Consider the following 23,920-nt stretch of genomic DNA (forward strand, 5'->3'; position numbering starts at 1 on the left):
GTGTCGGTACAGGTGGCGATCGCCGAGCATCGCGCGAAAGCGCAGGTCGCAGCGGAGACCCCGCTGCAGTACCTGCCGCTCACCGCGGCTCAGCGAGGCATGTGGTTCGCCGAGTCGCTGGCACCGGACTACTCGGTCAACATCGCCCAGTACCTCGACATCCGTCATCCTCCGGGCGGTCTCGACATCGAGTTGCTCGCCGAGTGCTCTATCCACGTCGGGAAGCACCTGGAGTCGCCCTACACCCGCCTCGCCGAGGTCGACGGTGTGCCGATGCAGTTCGTCGACCTCGATTTCGATCAGCAGGTCGACATCCTTGACTTCCGCGCCGAACCGGACCCGGCCGGTGCGGCACTGGCCTGGATGCGCGCGGAGTACCAGCGCCCCGTCGATCTGCTCAACGACCAATTCGTCATTGCCGCAATTCTGCAGGTCGGCGACGAACGAACGTTCTTCTACAACCGCGCCCATCACATCGTTCTGGACGGTTACGCCGCGCTCACCGGGGTGCGGCGGACCATTGACCGATACAACGCGCTCCGGCGCGGTCTGGTTCCCGACGACAAACAGCTCGCCACGATGGCCGAGATCGTCGAGTACGAGCAGAGCTACCAGAACAGCAGTCGACGCGACACCGATCGTGCGCACTGGCTCGAGCGGGTCGTCGGCCTTCCCGAGCGGGTCACGCTCTCGACGCGGTCGGCGGCGGTTGCGCCGCTCTCGTTCGCCAATGTCGTGTCGAGTCAAGAGCTCGAGCCCGCGTCGCAACGCCGCCTGGAAGCCCTGGCCGCAGAGCTGAACAGCTCGATTGCCGTGTTGCTCACCGCCGCGTTCGGCGCCTACCTGTCGCGGGTGACGGCCAACGACGACATCGTGATGAGCCTGCCGATCACCGGGCGCACCAACGTGAAGATCAAGCGGTCGGGCGGCATGGTGTCCAACATCGTGCCCATCCGGCTGCGCGATCCCCAGGGCAAGTCCGTCCGCGATCTCATCGCCACTGCGCAGCTCGAGCTGACCGGAGCGCTGCGCCACCAGCGATACCGGTCGGACGACATCCGGCGCGACGCCGGACTCGACGCCGGTTCGACCTCATTCGGCCCGGCGATCAACATGGTCTTCTTCGACGAGCCGGTCGCCATCGACGGCACCGAGTCCGACTACCGGATCCTGACGTCGGGAATTCTCGAGGACCTGCTGATCAACATGTATCAGTCGGGGCCCGCCGCGCCGCTGGTCGTCGATCTCCACGGCAATCCAGGCCTGTATACCCAGGCCGAACTCGACGCCCACCACGCTCGCTTCCTGCACTTCCTCGAGGACTGCCTGGCGCCGGAGTCGCTCGATCGACCTGTCGGCGCCATCGAGATGTTGACGCCCGCCGATCGGGCGATGCTGGCTGCCTTGCCCGAACCCGCAGCACACGGCTCGGGCGAGCCGGCGACGATCGTCTCCCGATTCGGCGAGGTTGCGCGACGCCATCCGGATCGACCTGCGGTCACCGACGCGCGCGGCGTCACCGTCACCTATCGCGAACTCGGGGCGCAAGCGGCCGCGGTGGCTGCAGCCCTGCGGGCCCGCGGTGTCGGGCCCGGCGACCTGGTGGGCGTGGCCACGGCACGCCACACGACGCTGTTCGCGGCCATCATGGGTGTGCTCACCGGTGGCGCGGCATATCTGCCGCTGGACACCAGCAACCCCGTCGACCGGCTCTCGTTCATCGTCGGTGACGCGGCTCCGGTGTGTGTCATCGTCGACGACGACGCCTCGCGACCGGACTGGAGCGGAACGTTCCCGGTGGTCTCGGTCGACCAGCTGATCTCCGAGGGTGCGACCGCGCCGGCACCGCCCGCGGTGCCCGACGACACTCTCGCCTATGTCATCTACACCTCGGGGTCGACCGGCCGACCCAAGGGTGTCGAGATCACCCACCACAACGTGATTGCACTGCTCGACGCGGCGCAGGAGCACTTCGAGTTCGGCGCCGACGATGTGTGGTCGGTGTTTCACTCCTATGCGTTCGACTTCTCGGTCTGGGAGATCTTCGGTCCGCTCCTCACCGGGGGGCGTGCGGTGATCGTGGATCGCCAGGTCGCGCGTGCGCCTGCCGAGTTCCTGGAGGTGCTCGCGCGCGAGAATGTCACGGTCGTCTCGCTGACCCCGTCGGCTTTCGGTGTCCTGGCCGAGGCACGTCGACGCACACCGACCCCGTTGTCGTTGCGGTACATGGTGTTCGGAGGCGAGGAGCTTCGGTTCGACGAGGTCGAGCGCTGGTATGACGCCTTCGGCGACGACGTCGCTCTGGTCAACATGTACGGGATCACCGAGACCACGGTGCACGTGACATACCGTCCGCTTGATCCCGAGTTGGTCCGGGGCGAGAGCAGCAGCTTGATCGGACAACCGTTGTCCACGTTGGGTGTGCGCATCCTCGACAACCGTCTCCAGCCGACTCCCGAGGGCGCGATCGGTGAAATCTACGTGTTCGGTGAGCAATTGGCCCTGGGATACCGCAATCGTGCGGCGCTCACCGCGAGCCGATTCGTCGCCGACCCCGACGGCAGTGGCCGTCGGATGTACCGGTCGGGCGATCTCGGCCGCCGCGTCGGTGACGACGTCCAGTATCTGGGCCGGGCCGACACGCAGGTGCAATTGCGTGGGTTCCGTGTGGAACTCGGCGAGGTCGAGACCGCTCTGCGGTCCGTCGGCGGCGTCACCGCTGCGGCCGCCGTGGTCCTCGACGCCCGAAATGCCGGTGGCGCCAAACTGATCGGGTACGCGGTGGTCGATCCCGCTGCGGGCCTGGACGACTCCTCGATCCGCGATGCGGTACGAGCGGCGGTGCCCACCTACATGGTCCCCGACCTCGTGATGCTGATCGACGAGCTGCCGATCACCGCCAACGGAAAGCTTGATCGCCGCGCCCTGCCGACGCCGCGGTTTGCCCGTGATGAGCGGGTCGCCTTCATCGCACCGTCCACCGCGCGGGAAATCGCCGTCGCCTCGGTCATCGGTGACGTCCTGGACGTGACGCCCATCGGCATGCACGACAACATCTTTGCGCTCGGCGCCGATTCGCTGACCGCCGCTCGCATCGTCTCGCGGTTGCGGAGCGTGGCGCGGCTGTCGGTGTCGTTGTCGGACGTGTTCGAAGCGGGCACGCTCGCCGAGATCGTCGCCGCAGCGGTGCCGACGCAGGACGCCGCTGCCCTTCCGCTCCCCGGGCAGGTCGAGCGGCCGGTGCGTATCCCGTTGTCGCTGAGCCAGCAACGTCTCTGGTTCATCAATCGGCTCGATCCGGCTTCGGGGGCCTACAACATCCCGGGTGCGGTTCGGCTCGGCAGCGACGTCGACGCGGACGCCCTCGCCGCCGCCGTCGGTGACCTCGTGTCCCGCCATGAGCCGCTGCGGACCACGTTCCCCGATGACGACGGCGAGACCTTCCAGTCCATCGGCGAGATCGACGACGTCACCGCTGCAGGTGTTTTCGGTGTGGAGGCGGTCGACGCTTCAGCCGTCGACGCTCGGATCGCAGACCTGTCGGTGACCGGTTTCGACGTCACCAAGGACTGGCCGCTGCGAATTCGGTTGCTCGCGGTGTCCGACTCTGCGGACAGTGCCTCTGGAGAGACAGTCGGCGGCAGCGTTGATCACGTGCTGGTCGTCGTCGTACATCACATCGCGGCCGACGGTGCGTCTCTCGGGCCCTTGATCACCGACCTGTTGACCGCGTACGCCGCCCGCGCTCAGAGGCAGGCTCCCGAGTGGACGTCGTTGCCGGTGCAGTTCGCCGACTTCGCCGTGTGGCAGCGTTCGGTGCTGGGGGAGGAGGCCGATGCCGACTCGGTGATGGGTCGTCAGATCGCCTTCTGGCGCAAGGAACTCCAGGGCATGCCGGAGCTCATCGGGCTGCCGACCGACCGCCAGCGGCCCACGCGTCCCACGGGCGCCGGCGGCTACGTCGACACGATGCTCGACGCACAAACCGTCGAGCGGCTGCACGCCCTCGCCGCGCACCACGGCGTCACCTTGTTCGCGGTCTTCCACTCGGCGCTCGCGGTGCTGCTGTCGCGGCTCAGCGGTGGCGAGGACATCGCCATCGGCACCGCCATCGCCGGTCGTGACGAACCCGAATTGGCCGATCTCGTCGGGATGTTCGTCAACACCGTGGTGCTGCGCACCCGGGTGCAGCCCGCCGACGGTCTCACCGATCTCCTCGCCTCGGCTCATCACACTCGCGCACAGGCGCTCGGTCACGGCGACGTGCCCTTCGAGCAGGTGGTGAATGCGGTGGGGGCCCGACGATCCCGGTCGCACTCGCCGTTGTTCCAGGTGGAGCTGGTCATGCAGCACGATCAGGTGGTTGGCCGGCTTGATGCGGAGTCGGGACTCGGGTTGATCGACGCCCGCCCGCCGTTCGCCAAGTACGACCTCTCGCTGAACGTGATCGAGTTCGGTCCGGTTGCCGACCACTCCGAGCAGATCTCGTTGTCCTTCTGCTACTCGCGAGAGCTCTTCGACCACAGCACGATCGAGCGCTTCAGCCACTACCTGCACGACATCCTGGACCGCATGGCGGCGACCCTGGAGGAGGCGCAGGACCGGCCGCTCGACGACTTGTTCTGGTTCCCCGATTCGGAATTGGACGTCGTCGCCGGCTGGTCGAGGGGATACTCCGAGGAGATCACCCGGCCCCTGCTGCTGGCGGCAGCGGCGTCCGAGCGGCGCGCCACGGCGCTCGTCCACGACGGTCGGCGGGTGTCGTACCGCGAATTCGCCGACCGCGTCAACAGCCTGGCCAGGGAACTGATCGGTGTCGGAGTCGGTCCCGATGTGGCTGTCGCCGTGTGTATCCCGAGGTCGGTCGAGCTATTGGTCGCGCTACACGCGGTGATCACGGCCGGTGGGCAGTATGTCCCGATCGATCCCGACGCACCGCTCGACCGCGGCGAGTACATGGTCGAGATGGCCGGCGTCGGCACGGTGCTCGTCGGTCCCGGTGCGCTCCCGCCCGTGGTGTCCGGCCTCGCCGACCGCGTCTGGGTGCACACGGTGGATGCTTCCGCGCCGATCGAACACGCCGTCGCCCCGGTGACGACCGACGAGCTGATCGCGCCACTGCTGCCCGATCACGCCGCCTACACCATCTTCACCTCCGGATCGACCGGAAAACCCAAGGGCGTCACCGTCTCCCATCGGGCGATCGTCAATCGACTCGAATGGATGCAACGGCATTACCCGCTGAGCACATCCGATGTGGTGTTGCAGAAGACGCCCATCACCTTCGACGTGTCGGTGTGGGAGCTCTTCTGGCCGTTCATGGTCGGTGCCAGTCTGGTCATCGCAGAACCCGGACGTCATGGTGACCCGGAGTATCTGGCGTCGCTGATCGAATCCGAGGGCGTCACCACGATGCACTTCGTGCCGTCGATGATGTCGACGTTCGCCGACGTGACCGGGCCGACCCGGATGGCCGAATTGAGTTCGCTGCGACTGATGTTCACCTCGGGGGAGGCCCTTGCGGCGCCGACTGCGCGGTCGGTGCTGTCCGCATTGCCCGGCCTGGGGCTACACAACCTGTACGGTCCCACCGAGGCCGCGGTCGACGTCACCGAGTATCACGTCGGGGCCACCGATACGGCGATCCCGATCGGGCGACCCGTCGCCAACACCACCACGTTCATCCTCGATCGCCGGCTGCGACCGCTCCCGGTGGGTGTCCCCGGCGAGTTGTATCTCGGTGGCGTCCAGCTCGCCCGCGGATACGCCGCACAGGGCAGGCTCACGGCGGAACGGTTTGTGGCGGACCCGTTCGGACCTCCGGGATCCCGTCTGTACCGCACCGGCGACCTGGCACGGTGGAACACCTCGGGCGACATCGAATACCTGGGACGCAACGACTTCCAGGTGAAGCTCCGGGGACAGCGCCTCGAGCTCGGCGAGATCGAGGCCTCGCTGGTCAACGTCCCGGGTGTCGTGCACGCTGCGGCGACGGTGATCGAGTTGGCCGCCGGTCAGAACCTGGTCGCCTACTATTCGCCCGACACCGTGGCGCCCGACACGGCCGCGGCCCACCTCGCCGAGCATCTGCCGGAATTCATGGTGCCGACGATCTGGATGCCGATGGAGCAGATGCCGCTCAACTCGGCGGGCAAGGTCGACCGTCGTGCGCTGCCCGAACCGGTACTGGCCACCGCCCCGTTCGTCGGCCCGAGCACCGATACCGAGCGGATCATCGGGGCGGTCTTCGCCGAGGTCCTCGGCGTCGAGAAGGTCAGCGTCACCGAGTCGTTCTTCGATCTCGGCGGAAACTCCCTGAGCGCCACCAAGGTTGCCGCGCGATTGTCCGCCGAGCTCGGGATCAAGGTCCCGCTGGCGGCAGTGTTCGACGCGCCGTCGGTCCGCGAGGCCGCACAGCATGTGCGCGGTATGGACACGCCACACCACCGGCCGGTGCTGGCCCCGGCCCGGCGCGGCACGAGCGCGCCGCTGTCGGCCGTCCAGCGCGGCATGTGGCTGGTCAATCGAGCCGATCCCGCATCGCCGGTCTACAACGTGGCGATCGCGCTCCGATTGTCCGGAGCGCTCGACCGGACGAGCGTCGACCACGCCTTCGCGGACCTGGTGAGCCGGCACGAGTCGTTGCGGACGATGTATCCGATGCTCGACGGTGAGCCGGTACAACTCGTCCTCGACCCCGAGGACGCACTGACGCGCATCGAACGCTCGGTGCGCGACGTCCGCGATGATGTCGATGCCGAGATCGCGACGGTCACCGGTGGCGGGTTCGACGTCACGGCCGGGCCGCCGCTGCGACTGGCGCTGCTGGCGGTCGCTCCCGACGACCACATCCTCGTCTTCGTGGTGCACCACATCGCCGCCGACGGCGCGTCGATGATGCCGCTGGCCACCGATTTCATGGCCGCATACACCGCTCGGGTGAGCGGTGTCGCACCGGCGTGGGAACCGCTCGCCGTGCAGTACGCCGATTATGCTGTGTGGCACCATGATTGGCTTGACACGCAAGGCCCCGACGGCCGGACCGAGGCGACGCGGCAGCTGGACTACTGGACCGGGCGGCTGGCCGGTGCGCCGGCGAGGCTCGAGTTGCCGACCGACCGGGTGCGGCCGCGTGTACCGACATTCGCCGGTGACGAGGTCGTCTTCGAGGTTCCCGGCGAGTTGGTCGGCAGGCTCGACGCCGTTGCCCGCCAGAACAATGCCACCCTGTTCATGGTCATGCACGCGGCGTTCGCGGTGCTGCTCAGCCGCCTCACGGCGCAGCGCGACATCGTCATCGGTACGCCGTTCGCAGGTCGCGAACAGGCCGAGCTCGACGGCGTGATCGGGATGTTCGTCAACACATTGGCCTTGCGTACCCAAATCCGCGAGGAGGAGAAGTTCGCCGAACTACTCCAGCGGGTTCGCCACGATGACCTGGCGGACATGGCCAACGCCGACATCCCCTTCGACTCCATCGTGTCGTCGGTTGCGGCGGCGCCGGCGACCAGCCATCACCCGATTTATCAGGTGATGTTCGCCTATCAGAACTTCGCTTTCCCGACAGTGGATCTGGCCGATCTGACCATCACCCCGGTGTCCGAACAACTGGTGCCGGCCAAGGTGGATCTGCAATTGACACTGTTCCCCGACGATCCGCACGCAACACCTGGCACGAAGGACTCCGATGTGATGAAGGGTCAACTGATCTACGCCAAGGATCTCTACAACCGCAGTTCGGTTGAGCTGCATGCGCAGCGGTATCTGCGGGTGCTCGAGGAAGTCGCCGAGAACCCGCAGGTGCTCGTCGACGACATCTCCATCGCCACCGATACCGAGGCGCAGGCCGCACTCGACGCGGCGGGCCACGGATATCATTCGCTGTCGATCCCCGAACTCGTCGCGGCGGCCGCGAACGCCGCGCCGGATGCGGTGGCGGCCAGTCACAACGGAACCGAGGTGACCTTCGCGGTGCTGTCGGCGATCAGCGATACGATGGCGAGCGCACTACCGGATGCCGACTCGGCGCTGACGACCGCGCTCATGAGCCTGATCCCCGACGTCGCCGTCTCCGGACCGCAGGCGCTCGGGGACGTCCTCGGCGATCTGCGATCGAATTCGCTGGTCGCCGTGGGTGATTCGGCAGGTGCCGGCAGGAGTGCGACCAACGGCACTGCGACCAACGGCACTGCGACCAACGGCACGGCGATCAACGGGACCTCGATCAACGGGGTGGCGAACATGGCGAACAAGGGAATGACTCCAACGTGACAGAAGTCGATTCAAGGGCCTCAGCGATAGCCAAGACCTGGGGTCCGCGCCCGTCGACTCTCCATCTGATCGCCTTCGCAGCCGGATCCGTACCGAATTCGATTGCGATCGATGCGCCCGCCGGCCCGGTGACCTTCGCCGACCTGCACGCGCAGGTCGCGGCGACGGCGCAGGTGTTCGCCACCCAGGGACTCGACACCGAGGCAGCGGTGGGTGCGGGCGTGACGCGGGCGCTCATGTCGCCCGGGCACAGCCCGCAGGATCTCGCCGAGGCCACACGACGCGCGATCGAGCAGGTGCGCAGCCGCGCGCTCGACGTCATCGGCAGTCACGATCTGGGATCGCTTGTCGGACTGTTCGGATCGGCGGTGGCACGCTTCGGCGGCCGGACCGCGGTGAGCGACACCCATCGCCACCTGACCTACCGTGAACTCGACGAGCGGTCGGCGCACCTCGCCGACGCATTGCGGCATGCGGGTGCCGGACCGGGCCGCCTGATCGGTGTCGCGCTGCCCCGCGACGTCGACCTGATCGTTGCCCTCGTGGCGATTCTGCGCACCGGTGCCGCGTATCTGCCGCTCGACCGCGGCCAGCCGCCCGCGCGTGCACTGTCCATCATCGGCGACGCCGAACCCCTCATGGTCCTGGTCGACGACGAACTCGCCGCGCAGTGGGCGGAGGCCGCAGCGCCACTGGTCTCCCCGGCCGACATCGAGCGTCGGTTCGCCGACGGGACAGCCGAGCCTGCTGAATCGCCGGACGCCGCAGCGGCGATCGACGACCGCCTGCCCGCATACCTGATCTACACCTCCGGTTCCACCGGAAAACCCAAGGGCGTGGTGGTGTCCCACCGTCAGGTGGTGGCCCTGCTCGCGGCGGCCGCGGACGACTTCTCCTTCGACCACAACGATGCGTGGACGCTGTTCCACTCGTACGCGTTCGATTTCTCGGTATGGGAGATCTGGGGCCCCCTGACCACCGGTGCGCGGCTGGTGATCGTCGACCGCGACGTCTCCCGTGACCCCGGAGCGTTCCTCGAATTGCTGGCTGCGCAGCGGATCACAGTTCTCAACCAGACACCGTCGGCGTTCTACCAGCTGGTCGCGCAGCGTCGCCGCGCGCCGCTGGACCTGTCGCTGCGCTATGTCGTCTTCGGTGGAGAGGCACTGAGTTTCGAGCAGGTTCGCCGATGGTTCGACGACAACCCCGCCGATCACGCGCAACTGGTGAACATGTACGGCATCACCGAGACGACAGTGCATGTCAGCTACCGGCCGCTGGACCGGGACGCCGTCGCCGCCGCCGACGCCTCCTTCATCGGGCGTCCGCTCTCCTCGCTCGACATCCACATCCTGGATGGCCGGCTGCGGCCGGTGCCCGAGGGCGTCGTCGGTGAAATGTACGTCACCGGAACACAACTCGCACAGGCATACCGCAAGCGGCCCTCGCTGAGTGCGACTCGCTTCGTCGCCAACCCGTTCGCCGCGGACGGTTCACGGATGTACCGGACCGGTGACCTCGCGCGTCGAGTCGGGGAGGACATCGAGTATCTCGGACGTGGCGACGATCAGGTGCAGTTGCGCGGATTCCGCATCGAGTACGGCGAGATCGAAGCAGCCCTGCTGGGGGCAGCGGGGGTCAGCGCAGCAGCCGCTCGTGTGATCGACCTCCCCGGGCGCGGTGAGATCCTCGTCGGATACGTTGTCGCGGACGAGGACGCGCACGGCGCCGCCGGTGGCGGCAGTGCTCTCGACGTCGCGCAGGTACGACGGGTCGCGGGACGAGCGGTCCCGGACTACATGGTCCCCGATGTCGTCGTCGAGGTGAGCTCGTTGCCGTTGACCGGCAACGGGAAACTCGATCGCGCGGCCCTCCCGCGCCCGAATCTGACCGCCGACACCGAGATCGTCGCGCCCGCGACGGCCACCGAGACCGCGCTGAAGGCGATCGTCGTCGAGGTGCTCGGGCTCGACGACATCAGTGTGACGACCTCGGTCTTCGACGTCGGCGGCAACTCATTGCTCGCGGCGCGGATCGTCGGCCGGGCCGCGGAGACGCTGGGGGTCGACCTGAGCGTGCGGGATCTGTTCGAGGCACCCACGGTCCGCGAACTCGCGATCACCGCCGACGCCACCCGCCCGGGACTGCCGGCCATCGAGGCCGTCGTGCCCCGCCCCGAGCGAATTCCGTTGTCCCTGGCCCAACAACGGATGTGGTTCATCAACCGCTTCGACCCCGCGTCGGCTGCCTACAACATTCCCGCGGTGCTGCGGCTCGACGGCGATGTCGACACCGACGCCCTGCGCGCGGCACTGCTCGACGTCATGCGCCGGCATGAGGTGCTCCGCACCACCTACCCCGAGACCGAGGGCGCGGCGGTCCAGCAGGTCGCGGACATGACCGTGGCCGAAGCCGCACTTGACTGGCGCATCGGTGACGAATCCGAAGCGCGCGCAGCGCTTCTCGCCGGATTCGACCTGCGCGACGAGCTACCCGTCCGAGTCCGGCTGACCCAGGTGTCGGCAACCTCCTGGGCGATGGTGCTCGTGTTGCACCACATCGCCTGCGACGGTGAGTCGTTGGCCCCGCTGGTCGCCGACCTGATCGCGGCGTACGAGGCGCGCTCACAGGGCCATGCACCCGAATTCACGCCGCTGCCGGTCCAAATGGCCGACGTCGCGCTCTGGCAGGAGCGGGTCCTCGGTGCCGCCGACGACCCGGATTCCCTGATCGGCGCGCAATTGTCGTATTGGGCAACCCAACTCGACGGCGCGCCCGATGTGATCGAGCTACCGACCGACCGGCCTCGCCCGGCGATCGCCTCGCAGCGCGGCGCCCGAGTCGATTTCGACGTGCCCGCCGAACTGTCCGAACGAGTGGGTGTGCTGGCACGCGAACGCGGCCTGACGCCGTTCATGGTGGCCCATGCCGCGCTGTCGGTGGTGCTCGCGCAACTCTCGGCGACCGACGACATCACCGTCGGCACCCCGATCGCCGGCCGCGGCCAATCGGTTCTCGACCCGATGGTCGGCATGTTCGTCAACACACTGATCTTGCGGACGACCGTCGAGCCGCACATGAGCTTCGACGACCTCCTGGCCGAGACCCGACGGATCGATCTCGAGGCGCTCGCTCACGCCGACCTGCCGTTCGAGGCGATCGTCGAGCGGGTGAACCCCATTCGGTCCCAGGCGTATGCGCCGCTGGCGCAGGTGTGGTTGTCCTTCGATCAGTCCGCGATCACCGAGTTGGCTTCGCAGAGCGTCGATATCGGTGTTGCGGGCGGGTTGCGGGTCAGTGCCGCCGAGCCGCCCGAGATCTCGTCCAAGGTCGATCTGACCGTCGGTATCGCCGACTCGTCGAGCGGATGGCAGGGATCGATCGTCTACGCGACCGACCTCTACGATCCCGAGACCGTCGCGGTGTTCGCCGAGCGGTTCGTCCGTGCGCTCGACGGGCTCACCGGGGACCCGGCGCGACCGGTCGGCGACGCCACGATTCTCTCCACGCCGGAAGCTGCTGCGCTGCAACGGTGGACGTCGGACGGCTCGGTCCGCCCCGGCGCGGCCACGGTTGCCGAAGCGCTCGGTGCGGCTCACCTCGCCCACGCCGAGCAGATCGCCGTCGTCGACGCCGGGAACCGTGCTGAGGGTTCGAGTCCGGGGGGTTCGAGTCCGGGGGGTTCGACGCAGTGGACGTACGCCGGATTCGGTGCTCTGGTCAACGCCCTCGCGCGGCGGTTGATCGGCCTCGGTGTCGGCCCGGACGTTGCTGTTGCCGTCGGGATTCCGCGCTCGCCGGAGATGCTCGTGGCCGTGCACGCGGTGATCGTCGCCGGCGGTCACTATGTGGCGGTGGACCCGGAGGCTCCGGCCTCGGTGGTCGCCCATCTGCTCGATACGGCGCAGGTGGCCGCGGCCCTGACGATGTCCGAGGCCTCGGGTGTCTTCGCCGACGCGGCTGATCGCCTGCCGGTCACCATCGTCGACCTGACCGAACTCGAACGCGCGGATGGGCGCCCGGTGACCGATCGGGATCGGCTCGCACCCCTGCGCCCCGATCACGCTGCCTACACTCTGTTCACCTCAGGCTCGACCGGACAACCCAAGGGCGTCACCGTCTCCCACGGGGCCCTCACTGCGCTGCTCACGTGGTTCACGCCCGCCGGCATCGAACCGCGGGACGAGCGCGTCCTCGTCAAGACCCCGTTCACCTTCGATGCGTCGGTGTGGGAGTTGTTCTGGCCGTTGATCGTCGGCGCACACGCCGTCGTGGCGGGTGTGGACGACCATCGCGAACCGACCGCCGTGGCCCGCAGCCTCGCCGAGTACGACATCACCATGGTGCAGTTCGTCCCGTCGATGCTCTCGGTATTCCTCGACGAGGTCTCCGACGCGGCCGCCGCGCTGTCGACGGTGCGCCGGATCTACACCGGCGGTGAGGCATTGACGCCAGCGTTGACGCAGTACACGCTCGCCGCGGCACCGCACGCGACGGTGATCAACCAATACGGGCCCACCGAGATGACCGTCGACACGACGATCGCGACGCTCAGCGAGCCGGTCGAGACCGTCACGATCGGCCGGCCCGCCCCGGGTGTGCTGGTCCGAATCCTTGACCGACGTCTGCGTCCGGTCCCACCGGGTGTGCCCGGCGAGCTCTATCTCGGCGGCCCTCAGATGGCCCGTGGTTACGCCCGGGCGTCTGCGCTGACCGCGGAGCGATTCGTCGCCGACCCCTGCGGTCCGGACCTGTCGGGTGCGCCGGGACAGCGTCTCTATCGCACCGGTGATCTGGCGCGATGGACCACCGACGGCGACATCGAGTACCTGGGGCGCACCGACTTCCAGGTCAAACTGCACGGGCAACGGATCGAACTCGGTGAGATCGAGTCGGTGGTGTCGTCGGTTCCCGGCGTCGTCGCCGCAGCAGCCGACGTCCGATCGTCGGCGGCCGGGGACGCACTGGTCGCCTACGTGGTCGGTCACCCCGGCGACACGCTTCGCACCGAGGTCATCGCCGATGCAGTGGCCGACCGGCTGCTCGCGCACCTGCGGCCGTCGGTCTGGGTGATACTCGATGCCATGCCCCGCAACAGCGCGGGCAAGATCGACCGCCGAGCGCTTCCCGATCCGGCGCCCGCGGCGCACACCGAGGTCGTCGCGCCGTCGACGCCCGCCGAGACGACCATCGCCGCCGTCGTCGCCGAGGTGCTCGGCGTGGACCAGGTGTCGGTGACCGATTCGTTCTTCGACATCGGCGGAAATTCGTTGGCCGCCATGCGCGTCGCCGCCCGAGCGGGTGCGGCACTGGGCGTCGACATCGCCGTCCGCGATCTCTTCGACGCACCGACGGTCGCCGATCTCGCACGCCGGGTGGCCGGCCGTGGTGTCGGGCTTCCGCCGGTGCGGGCGCATCACCCGCGCCCGGAGCGCATCCCGCTGTCCTACGCGCAGCAACGGATCTGGTTCATCAACCAGTTCGACACCTCCTCGGGCGCCTACAACATCCCGATCGCGCTGCGCCTCACCGGCAAACTCGACCTGGCGGCGCTGCGCGCGGCCATGGTCGACGTGATCGACCGCCACGAGGTGTTGCGTACCACCTTCCCGTCCGTCGAGGGCGCGCCGCGTCAGGTCGTGACCGACCGATCGCTGACCGGCTCGCGGCTGGACTGGGCGGTCGTCGACGACGAGTCGGAGCTTTTCGCTGCCGCGACAGCGGGATTCGACGTCACCGCCCACCATCCCATCCGCGTCCGGATTCGGCGCGTCGAGGATCTCGAACACATCGTGCTCATCGTGGTGCACCACATCGCCGGCGACGGCGAGTCGATGCGCCCGTTGGTCACCGACGTGGTGACCGCCTACCATGCCCGCTCACGTGGTCGCACACCGCAATTCGCGGAACTGGCAGTGCAATTCGCCGACGTGGCACTGTGGCAGCAGGAGGTGCTCGGCTCGGCCGAAGACCCGCGGTCGGTGGTGTCGGCGCAATTGGCGTACTGGACCGACCGGCTCGCCGGTCTACCGGATGTGCTGAGCCTGCCGACCACGCACCCACGCCCGGCCGTCGCCTCGATGCGTGGCGCCGAGATCGGCTTCGAGATCCCCGCCGGCACCACGGAATCGGTGCGCGCGCTCGCCGCGGCACGCGGGATCAGCGAGTTCATGATCATCCACGCCGCGCTGGCGGTGCTGTTGTCGCGGCTGGCCGCCACCGATGACATCGCGATCGGTACCCCGATCTCGGGCCGGGGAGATCAGGCTCTCGACCCGCTCGTCGGGATGTTCGTCAACACCCTCGTCCTGCGGACCGCGGTCGACGGTGCCGCCACCTTCGCCGACTTCCTCGACGCGGTCCGCAAGACCGACCTCGACGCGTTCGCCCATGCCGATGCACCGTTCGAGACCGTCGTCGACGCCGTATCGCCGACGCGCTCGGAAGCTTTCGCGCCGCTGACCCAGGTCTTGCTGACGGTGGAGCAGAATCCCGTTGACCCGTCGGCGATGGTTGCCGACCTCGACGACCTCGCCGTCGGCGTCCTGGAGATCGAGGAGACCTCCGCGAAGGTTGATCTGACGGTCGGTGTGCGCGCCGGACGCACCGGCGCGTGGACCGGACGGGTGAACTACGCGACCGACCTCTTCGACGCGCGCACCGTCGAAACCATGATGTCCCGGTTCGTGGATCTGCTCGGACACCTCGTGGCCCAGCCCGAGACAGTGATCGGCGACGCGCCGCTCCTCGCCCCTGCCCAGGCGGCCGCACTGACGCCGGTCGCCGGGCCACGTGGCCGCGCACCGATGCTGCTCGCCGACATCTTCGACGAGGCCGTCCGCAGGTTCCCCGCCTCGGTCGCCGTCTCCGACGAGACGCGCACCCTGACCTACGCCGAGCTGGATGAGGCGGCCAACCGACTCGCACGCCACCTCCTTGCCGCGGGCGCTGCACCAGAAGCCCTCGTGGCCTTGGCGATTCCGCGGTCGGTGGACCTGACGGTCGCGATCTGGGCGGTCGCGCGCACCGGCGCGGGTTACCTACCGATCGACCCCGATCACCCCGAGCAGCGGATCGCCGGCATGCTCGCCGATGCCGGTGTCGCACTGGGCCTGTGCCCGCGTGCGTCGGGGCAGCGGTGGGAGAACACCGAGATCGCCACGGCGACCACCTGGATTCACCCCGACACACCGGAGGTGGCCGAGACGATCGCCGGACTGTCGCCGGAACCGCTGCACCACAATGAGCTACACGGCGAGCCGACGCTCGATTCGCTCGCCTACGTCATCTACACCTCCGGCTCCACCGGTCGCCCGAAAGGGGTGGGCGTCACCCACCGGGGCATCCGCAACTTCGCCGACACGGAAACGAGGATCGCGCGCGCACAACCCGATTCGCGAATCCTGGGATTCGCGTCGCCGAGCTTCGACGCGTCCGTACTGGAACATCTGCTGGCCGTCACCGCAGGGGCGGCACTGGTGTACCGCCCGGCCGACGCCGTCGCCGGTGCACCGCTACAGGAGTTCGTGGCACGCGAACAGCTCACCCATGTCTTCCTCACACCGACGGTGCTGGCGTCGCTCGGCCCGGCCGAACTGCCCACGGTGGGTACCGTTCTCGTGGGCGGCGAAGCGATGCCGGAAGCACTGCGGGACAGGTGGGCGCCGTCGGCGGAGTTGCACAACATGTACGGGCCCACCGAGACGACCGTCGCCGTCACGATGAGTGCGGCGATGACCGCGGGTGGTCCCGTGCTCATCGGATCACCGATCGAGGGGACCGAACTGCTCATCCTGGACGAGCGGCTGCATCCCGTTCCGGTGGGCGTGCTCGGTGAGCTCTATGTCGCCGGACCCAGTCTCTCGCGAGGCTACCTGCACCGTCACGCCTTGACCGCGGAGCGGTTCGTCGCCAATCCGTACGGCGCTGCGGGGCAGCGGATGTACCGTACCGGTGACGTCGTCCGGTGGGTCGAGGGCGACGGCGGGTTGTCCGTCGGTTACGGCGGTCGCAGCGACGATCAGATCAAGCTGCGTGGCCTGCGCATCGAACTGGGCGAGATCGAGTCCGCCCTCGCGACACATCCGGCGGTCGACTCGGCGATCGTGGTCGGCGTCTCCGCGGACGGAGCCATCGCCGGCAGCGGTGAGTCGGTCGTGTCCGGTCTCGCCGCCTATGTCGTGCTCCGGTCGCCGGTCGATACGGCAACCCTCGGCGAGCATGTCGCGCAGCGACTTCCGCTGTACATGGTGCCCGGCAGCATCACGACGCTGGACGCACTGCCGTTGACCGTGATCGGCAAGCTCGACCGCAGGGCACTGCCCGCCCCGACCCCGACGCTCGACGCCGCCTACGTCGCTCCGCAGGACCCCGTCGAGCAGCAGCTGGCCGGTATCGTCGCCGGACTGCTCGGCATCGAACGGGTCGGCGTGACGGACTCGTTCTTCGGCCTCGGCGGAGACTCGATCATGTCCATCCAGCTCGCCTCCGCAGCGCGGGCCGCAGGACTCGAACTGTCGCCGCGGGACATCTTCGAACACAAAACGATTCGTGGGATGGCTCGCGCCGTCGCACGCCGCGGCGACGCCGTCGCAGCGCTCGAGGAGCCCCACGGCGGTGGCGTCGGGCCGATGCCGATCCCGCCCGTCGTCTCGTGGGTCCTCGAACACGCCGACGCGCCCGAGGATTTCGCCGACTTCTCGCAGTCGATGGTGCTCCACGCCCCGGCCGAACTCACCGTGTCGGCGCTCCGCGAGGTCATCGGTGCCGTGGTCGCCAACCACCCGATGCTCACCGCCGCACTCACCGAGATCGACGGTCGGCCGCACCTCGAGGCAGGGGCCGGGCGATTCGACGGACAGAGCGCGGTCACCGAGTCCACCGGTTACGGCGGAGGGGCCGATGGTGCTGCGCTGATCACCGCGGCGTTCCGCGAGGCCTCCATGCGACTCGATCCCGCACTCGGGCAACTGGTATCGGCGGTTCTTGCCGGGACCGGGGAACTGCGTCGCGTGGTCATCGTCATCCACCACCTCGGTGTCGACGCCGTCTCGTGGCGCGCGATCATCGAGGATCTGGTGACCGCCTGGGGCCAATACCTCGCCGGTGAGCCATTCGCCTTGAGGCCGGAGGCGACCTCGGCACGGGCCTTCGTCGGAGCGGTGCAGAGCCAAAAGCGTGCTCGGCAGTCCGAACTCACCTACTGGCTCGCCCGTGCGCGCGCCACCGATCTCGGCGTCGAGATGGACCGCGGACGCGATCGCATGTCCACCACCGCCGAGATCGTGCACACGATCGACACGTCCCTCGCCGAACCGTTGCTCACCTCGGTACCCGCAGCCTTCCGCGGCAACGCCAACGACGCACTCGTCGCCGCGCTCGCTCGCGCGGTGCGGTCCTGGCAACGAGACCGCGGTATCGCCGACGAGCAGCCGGTCACCATGCTCATCGAGGGACACGGACGCTACGAGGAGGTGCTGCTGCGCGGCGCGGCCCCGCGCACCGCGGACCTATCGCGCACCGTCGGATGGTTCACCAGCGTCGCCCCCATCGCCATCGATCCCGACGGTGACGCCGCTCGAACCGTGAAGAGCGCCAAGGAAGAACGCGTCGGCCGGCCCGACAACGGCATCGGTTTCGGTCTGCTCCGCGCGGATCGTGGTGGCGCACTCGCGCAGGCGCCGCTGCCGTCCATCGCATTCAATTACCTCGGCAACGTGGCGGGGGATTCCGCCGACGGCCTCGTCGGGACTCTGCTCCCGGACCCGGATGCGCCACGACTTCCCGGCACGGTCACCGGTGCGATGGTGGCCACCGCCCTGATCACCATCACCGCAGGGACCGTCGTCGGCCCGGAAGGCCGCCGACTGCAGGCCGGGTTCGGCTTCCCGGCAGGCGCACTGAGCCATGACGACGTCGACGACCTTGCACGGCGCTGGGAGAACGAACTCGCCGCGATCGTCGAACACGTTGCCTCCGAGGGCGATCCGGGCCTTTCGCCGTCGGATGTCGTCGGTGCCGCGGTGACGCAGGACGACCTCGACGAGCTGGCCCGACGTTACCCGCGCGCCGACATCTGGGCGCTGTCTCCGTTGCAGCGCGGGCTGCAGTTCCAGGCCGAACTCGCCGCCGCCGGGCGGGAACAAGGGGCCGTCGACGTCTACATCGCACAGGCGGTGCTCACCCTCGACGGAGACGTCGATGCCGAACGTCTCCACGCCGCGGTACGCGCGGTCTTCGACGAACATCGCGTGCTGCGTTCGTGTTTCGTCCGGGTGGGAAGCGGCGAGGTCGTCACGGTCGTCCCCGAGACGGTCGAGGTGCCGTGGCGGGTTGTCGACATCACGGACCCGGACGCGGCCGCTGCGGCGGGAGTGGACGGTATCGCGCAAGCCGAACGAACCCGCCCCTTCGATCTCGAGTCCGCGCCCCTGATGCGGTATGTGCTGGTGCGCAACGGAACCGAGTCCACCCTCATCGTCACCAGCCACCACATCCTCATCGACGGCTGGTCGTCGCCGCTGATCCTCGCCGACCTCTTCGCGATCTACACCACCGGCCGCGCCTACACCGCCACGGCGACCGAGCACACCGCCGACTACGCCGACTACCTGCGCCACATCAGCCGTGCCGACACCGCTGCCGGCCTGGCGGCCTGGCGATCGGTTCTCGACAGCGTCGTCGATCCGACTCTGCTCGCACCACGCCTCGAGGCCACCACCGAGATGCGCCCCCGCGATCACAGCCTGCTCCTCGACGCCGAATTGAGCACGGCCATCGACGAACTGACCCGCTCGCGCGGGGTGACCGTCTCCACGGTCATGCAATTCGCCTGGGCCGCACTGTTGTCGCGGATCACCGGCGAGCAGGTCGTGGTCTTCGGTGAGACCGTTTCGGGTCGTCCGGCCGATCTCGACGGTGTGGAGATGATGGTTGGGTTGTTCATCAACACGCTGCCCGCGGTGGTCGACGTCGATCCCGACGTGTCGATGGCGCACATTCTCGACACGATCCAGTCGAGCAAGATCGCAGTCCTCGACCACCAGCACATCGGCCTGCCGGACCTGGCCGCGCTGGTCGGCAAGGGGCCGCTGTTCGACACCCTCACCGTGCACGAGTCCTACCCGGTGAATGCCGAATCACTCACCGGCGCAGGCGCTGTCGGAGGCATCGGAATCAAGGACCTGAGCACCTCCGACGCCACCCAGTATCCACTCAACCTCGTCAGCGGCGTCATCGGCGATCGGATCGAACTCAAGCTCAAGTACCTTCCTGCCGCATTCGACGCGCAACAGGTGCAGGTTTTCGCCGACATTCTCGTCCGGGTGTTGCGTGGTCTGGTGGCGGATCCGGGTGCGTCGGTGTCGTCGGTGTCGTTGGTGGATGAGGACGCCTACCGCGGGTCGTTGGTGGCTCCGGTGGTGGAGTCGGTGCATGCGGGTTGTTCGTTGGTGGAGTTGTTCGCCGATTCCGTGGGGCGGTTCGGTGGTCGTGGGGCGGTGTCGGCGGGGTCGGTGACGCTGTCGTATGGGGAGTTGGGTGAGCGGTCGGCTGCGGTGGCGGCGGGGTTGCGGGCTCGTGGTGTGGGTGTGGGGGATTTGGTGGCGGTGGCGCCGTCGCGGTCGGTGGATTTGGTGGCGGCGATCGTGGGTGTGTTGCGGGTGGGTGCGGGGTATTTGCCGTTGGATGTGAGTAATCCGGTGGATCGGTTGCGGTTCATCGTGGAGGATGCGTCGCCGCGGGTGGTGGTGACCGATGAGGTGTCGTCGGGGTTGGGGTTGTGGGGTGAGCTCGGCGCTGGTGTGGATGTGGTGACGGTGGAGTCGCTGGCCGCGTCGGGTGCGGGTGGTGGTGTTGATGATGTTGTGGTGCATCCGGATTCGCGTGCGTATGTGATTTATACGTCGGGGTCGACGGGTCGGCCGAAGGGGGTGGAGGTCACTCATCGTGATGTGGTGACGTTGATGGATTCGGCTGCGGGTGATTTCGAGTTCCGGGCTGATGATGTGTGGACGATGTTCCATTCGTATGCGTTTGATTTCTCGGTGTGGGAGTTGTGGGGGCCGTTGCTTTCTGGTGGCCGTCTGGTGGTGGTGGATCGTGAGGTGGCGCGGGTTCCTGAGGAGTTCGTGCGGTTGGTTGCGGTCGAGGGTGTGACGGTGTTGAGTTTGACGCCGTCGGCGTTTTATCAAGTGGCGCAGGCGCGTCGGCGGGTGCCGGGGTTGTCGTTGGGGTTGCGGTATGTGGTGTTCGGTGGGGAGGCGTTGAGTTTCGAGCAGGTGCGTCGGTGGTTTGATGACAATCCTGGCGATGATGCGCGGTTGGTGAATATGTACGGGATCACCGAGACGACGGTGCATGTGAGTTTCCGGCCGTTGGATCGTGCGGTGGTGTCGGCGGGGGATGCGTCATACATCGGTCGTCCGTTGGTGTCGTTGGGGATTCATGTGCTCGATGAGCGGTTGCGTCCGGTGCCTGACGGTGTGGTCGGTGAGATGTATGTGGTGGGTGGGCAGTTGGCGCAGGGGTATCTGCGGCGGTCGGGGTTGACCTCGACGCGGTTTGTGGCGTCGCCGTTCGGTCCGGTGGGTGCGCGGATGTATCGGACGGGTGATCTGGCGCGTCGGGTGGCCGGGGATATCGAGTATGTGGGTCGTGGTGACGCGCAGGTGCAGTTGCGTGGGTATCGGATCGAGTTCGGGGAGATCGAGGCCGCGTTGTTGTCGGTGCCGGGTGTGGGTGCGGCGGCGGCGCGGGTGGTGGAGTTGCCGGGTCGTGGTGAGCAGCTCGTCGGGTATGTGGTCGGTGAGCCGGGTTCGGTGGTCGAGGCCGCGCAGGTGCGTGCGGCGGTGGCTCGGGTGGTGCCGGGTTACATGGTGCCGGATTTGGTGGTTGAGGTGGCGGGGTTGCCGTTGACGGCGAACGGCAAGTTGGATCGTGGGGCGTTGCCGTTGCCGGATGCCGGGGTGTCGGTTGGTGAGGTGGTGGCGCCTGCGTCGGTGGATGAGGCTCGGGTGGCTGCGGTGTTCGCTGAGGTCCTCGGTGTCGACGAGGTGGGGGTGACGGCGAGTTTCTTTGATTTGGGTGGTAATTCGTTGTCGGCGACGCGGTTGGCGGCGCGGACGGCGGATGCGTTGGGTGTGTCGGTGTCGGTGCGTGACATCTTCGATGCCCCCACGGTTCGCGAGCTTCTCGCGCGCACGCGTGGACATGCGCGCGCACTACCGCCGGTCACCGCGGTCACGCCACGGCCGGAACGTATCCCGCTGTCCTTTGCCCAGCGACGGATCTGGTTCATCAACCGATTCGAACCCGACGCGCCCACCTACAACATCCCGATCCTGTTGCGCGTCACGGGCGGACTCGATCGCCCGGCACTGCGCGCCGCCATCGGTGACGTCGTCGCCCGACACGAGATCCTGCGCACCACCTTCCCCGACGCCGACGGCACACCGCACCAGGTGATCCACCCGGTGGAGTCCATCGACGCCATGCTCGACTGGGCCGAGGTGACGACCTCCGAAGGGCTCGAATCGGCCGCAACAGCGGGATTCCGCCTCGGCGAGGCGCTCCCGCTGCGAATCCGCGTTCTCCGGGAGGCCTCCGAGGCTCCCTCCGACATCGTCGCCCTGATCCTGCACCACGTCGCGGCCGACGGGGAATCGATGGCCCCTCTGGTCTCCGATCTGCTGGCGGCCTATCACGCCCGCACGGACGGACGACGCCCTGAGTTCGATGCTCTGCCGGTGCAATTCGCCGACTTCGCACTGTGGCAGCACCGGGTGCTCGGCGACGCCACCGATCCCGGCTCGGTACTCGGCACTCAACTCGACTACTGGACAACACAATTGCGGGGCTTGGCCCCGGTCCTGGACCTGCCCACCGATCGGCCACGTCCGGCGATCGCCTCACATCGCGGTGCGCGGGCAGACTTCGAGATCCCCGCCACGCTCACCCGCGACATCGCACACCTCGCTACCGCAGCCGGCGTGACACCGTTCATGGTGGTTCACGCCGCGCTCGCGGTGCTGCTGTCCCGTCTGGCCGGCACGGACGACGTCGCGATCGCCACACCGGTCGCCGGTCGCGGCAGCCGCGATCTCGACCTCCTCGTCGGGATGTTCGTCAACACCCTCGTGCTGCGCACCCGAGTCGACGGGACCGCGGACTTCCGTGCGCTTCTCGACGACGTTCGCATCACCGACCTCGACGCCTTCGCCAACGCCGAGCTCCCGTTCGAGACGCTGGTCGAAGCGCTGGACCCGGTGCGCTCCGAAGCTTTCGCGCCCCTCGCGCAGGTCATGCTGAGCTTCGATCAAGCGGTGGCCGGCATGGCCGGCGACGCAACTGCCGGAGGTGCACCGGCAGCCGGCGAGGTCGCGGGCCTGACCGTGACGCCACTGGCCGCACCGTCGGTGCCGGCCCAGGTAGACCTCACGGTGACCCTGGCGAGCAGCGTCGCGGGACAACCATGGTCGGGGTCGGTGCTCTACGCCACCGACCTCTTCGACGCCACGACGATCGCCGCCTTCACCGACATGTTCGTGCGTGTGCTGTCGGCGTTGGCCGCCGACCCCGACACTGCCGTCAACGATGCCTCGCTGATCGCCCCCGACGTCGCCGAACAGGTGGGCCGCTGGTCCGTCGGCGCACCAACGGCGCCGGTGTACAAGACGATCCCGACACAGATCGGCGAGACCGTACGCCGAGCCCCCGACGCCGTGGCGCTCATCAGTGGAGCGCGGCACCTGACCTACGGTGAGTTCGGTGCCCGTGTCCGAGATCTCGCCCTACGCCTCATCGATGAGGGCGTCGGACCGGATACCGCTGTGGCGGTGAGTATTCCACGCTCGGAAGAGATGATGATCGCCGTGCACGCCGTCCTCGCGGCAGGTGGACAGTATGTACCGATCGATGTCGAGGCACCGGCCGCGCGGATCACGGCGATGGTCCACTCCGCTGCCATCGCCGTCGCACTGGTCTCGGCCACGACCACGACCCTGGCCGCCACCGCGCCGGAACTCGGCCTGACCATCCTCGTCGTCGACGCCGAATCCGACTGTGGTGACGACTATTCCGCCATCGCCGATCACGAGCGTCGTGCCCCGTTGCGCGGCACCAACGCCGCCTACACTCTCTTCACCTCCGGCTCCACCGGCACCCCCAAGGGTGTGACGGTGTCCCACGACGCGATCGCCAATCGACTCGAGTGGATGCAGGACCTGTACCGGTTGACCGCCGCCGACGTGGTGCTGCAGAAGACGCCATACACCTTCGACGTGTCGGTATGGGAATTGGTGTGGCCGTTGCTCCACGGGGCGCCATTGGTGCTCGCCGAGCCGGGCCGACACGGCGACGCCGACCACCTCGCGGCGCTCATCACCGAGCACGCCGTCACCGTCACCCACTTCGTCCCGTCGATGTTGTCGGCGTTCCTCGATGCCCTCGGCACCCGCGTCGGATACCTGACGTCGCTGCGGCTGGTCTTCACCTCGGGTGAGGCCCTCGGCGCGGCGTCCGCCCACACCCTGCTGACCCTGCTCGACCGAGTCGAACTCCACAACCTCTACGGGCCGACCGAGGCTGCCGTCGACGTCACCGAACATCGGGTTCGGTTGACCGACACCGTGATCCCCATCGGCTGCCCCGT

General features: G+C 68.0%; 2 protein-coding genes (1 of these 2 only partly in view). Both read left to right on the forward strand.

What is annotated here, in order from left to right:
• On the forward strand, window positions 1–8,271 hold the full coding sequence (locus tag P3L18_RS11230; RefSeq protein WP_276114094.1) for a non-ribosomal peptide synthetase: 8,271 nt from the start codon (window positions 1–3) through the stop codon (window positions 8,269–8,271).
• Window positions 8,268–23,920: the start of a non-ribosomal peptide synthase/polyketide synthase gene (locus P3L18_RS11235; RefSeq protein WP_276114095.1), read on the forward strand. Its footprint extends 24,649 nt past the window's final position; the window shows 15,653 of its 40,302 coding nt (coding positions 1–15,653); the start codon lies at window positions 8,268–8,270; its stop codon lies off the right edge, out of view. The genes P3L18_RS11230 and P3L18_RS11235 overlap by 4 nt, the downstream gene beginning before the upstream one ends.

The organism is Gordonia sp. N1V (assembly GCF_029269935.1).
GTDB classification, from domain to species: Bacteria; Actinomycetota; Actinomycetes; order Mycobacteriales; family Mycobacteriaceae; genus Gordonia; species Gordonia polyisoprenivorans.